The 1,827-nt window shown below is 47.3% G+C and carries 3 protein-coding genes; all 3 read left to right on the top strand.

Going from position 1 to position 1,827, the window contains the following annotated elements; genetic code table 11:
- The first annotated feature begins 238 nt into the window (after nucleotides 1-238).
- On the top strand, nucleotides 239-688 hold the full coding sequence (locus tag V7Z69_RS09835) for a pyridoxal-dependent decarboxylase (protein WP_334139807.1): 450 nt from the start codon (nucleotides 239-241) through the stop codon (nucleotides 686-688).
- Nucleotides 649-879 carry a hypothetical protein gene (locus V7Z69_RS09830; RefSeq protein ID WP_334139806.1) on the top strand — a complete coding sequence of 77 codons (231 nt, stop codon included), beginning with the start codon at nucleotides 649-651 and terminating at the stop codon, nucleotides 877-879. Before V7Z69_RS09835 ends, V7Z69_RS09830 begins: the two co-directional genes overlap by 40 nt.
- A 113-nt stretch (nucleotides 880-992) precedes the next feature.
- Nucleotides 993-1,827 (top strand): prephenate dehydratase domain-containing protein (locus V7Z69_RS09825; RefSeq protein ID WP_334139805.1); only part of this gene is annotated, 835 nt, incomplete at its 3' end.

Raw genomic sequence — 1,827 nt, 5'->3', positions numbered from 1 at the left:
TCCCACCATCTCCTTCAACTAATTAAACGGAAGCAATTTGTGGCCCCTTACAGAATCCTCTTTTATTTGTAGCCGAGTTAGATTTGTTCCAGCTTGCTACTCCATCATAATCATAGAGGACTTTTAACCAAGCATAAAGCAGTACAGTAGAAAAACATTATCCAACCCTTTATACTTATCGTAATATTTCGTTTACTCAGCTATGCATTAGACCGTGGTGCAAAAAGGAGGGGTTTTTATGACAATTCACAAGAAGAAGGCTCCGTCAGTTTTCAGCTCGGAGGTTTACGAGTCCCCCAGAATCACATCCCCAGTACCCAAGTACAAACTGCCCAAAAGCGAGATGCGCCCTGATGTGGCATACAACTTGATCAAGGACGAGCTTTTGCTGGACGGCAACGCCCGTCAAAATCTGGCTACCTTTTGCCAGACCTGTGTAGAAGAAGAGGTACACAAACTCATGGACCTATCCATTGATAAAAACATGATAGACAAAGACGAATATCCATCCACGGCGGAGATAGAAAGGCGATGCGTGTTGATGTTGGCGGATCTTTGGCACTCCCCCGAGGCAGCCAACACTCTGGGGTGCTCAACCACTGGCTCCAGCGAGGCGGCAATGTTGGGCGGATTGGCCTTGAAGTGGAAATGGCGGGAGAAAATGAAGGCAAAGCGGGACTTTGGATAGTAAGCGGCGTAGGTTTTTCGGCCATGTTTTTCAGTTTCATCGTGGCCTTCTTCCCACCAAGCCAGCTTCCCGTAGGCTCTCCCGCTTTCTACACGATCTTGGTCATCATAAGCACCATTGTTTTCACTAGTATCCCCCTCATCATACATGCTTTCAGGCGCCCAGAGTGGAAAATCTCATCTAAAAACTAACCATAAGGGGGCATATAGATTGCCCCCTTTCATTGTTGAATTTGCCATATCCATTCCATTGAAGTAAAATCTCCGCAACGAACTAAGCAGCGCCTGTTTTTGGGGGGATGGCCTTGAACTGGGAGAGGAAAAGAGAAATAGAGAAGATGAGACAGAAAATAGACCAGATTGACCAGGCCTTTTTGCAGCTCTTGAAACAGCGTGTAGAAGTAGCCCAAAAGATAGGCGAGCTCAAAGACAAAAAGGCTGTCCTGGATCCCAAAAGAGAACAAGAGGTCATAGAAAGAATAACTGAACAGTCCGGCGACCTGGACCCGGAAGGGATCAAAAGCATAATGAAAGAGATCATATCCCTGTGTCGAGCCGTCCAGGAAAGGCCGAAAGTAGCTTGCCTAGGGCCAGAGGGATCTTTCTCTCAACAGGCAGCTTATGCTTGTCTAGGGAAAAGTATCGACCTCGAATATCTAGAGGACATAGAAAGCATCTTCCAGACTGTCGACAGGAAGTCCTCCCCCTTTGGCATAGTACCGGTAGAAAACTCCATAGAGGGAGTAGTATACGGCACCCTTGACGCCTTCGCATCCACGAGCCAGGACGTTTCCATATCCATGGAGATAATGCTTCCCATAAACCATGTTCTGGCAAGCAAAAGCAAAAGCATTTCCCAAGTAACGGAGGTGCGCTCTCACCCCCAGGCCCTTGCTCAGTGTAAAGTTTGGCTTTCCATGAATCTGCCTAAGTGCCCCAGAAAAACCACAACTAGCACCAGTGCTGCCGCAATGGAAGCAGCAAAAGATGAAAACCTGGCCGCCGTATGTACTCCCCTAGCAGCAGAGCTCAACAACTTGAACATATTGGCAAAAAACATACAGGACCACTCTCACAACACCACAAGATTCTGGCTCATATCCAAAGGACAAAACCCAACAAAACCCCTCAAAGGCATGA

The sequence above is a fragment of the Thermovirga lienii genome (assembly GCF_036847465.1).
Lineage (GTDB): Bacteria > Synergistota > Synergistia > Synergistales > Thermovirgaceae > Thermovirga > Thermovirga lienii.
This window is presented reverse-complemented; position numbering and strand designations above follow the sequence as displayed.

Excerpts from the sequence above, each read along its gene's own strand:
- V7Z69_RS09835 (WP_334139807.1), top strand. The coding sequence starts at position 239 with ATGACAATTCACAAGAAGAAGGCTCCGTCAGTTTTCAGCTCGGAGGTT.
- V7Z69_RS09830 (WP_334139806.1), top strand. The coding sequence starts at position 649 with ATGGCGGGAGAAAATGAAGGCAAAGCGGGACTTTGGATAGTAAGCGGC.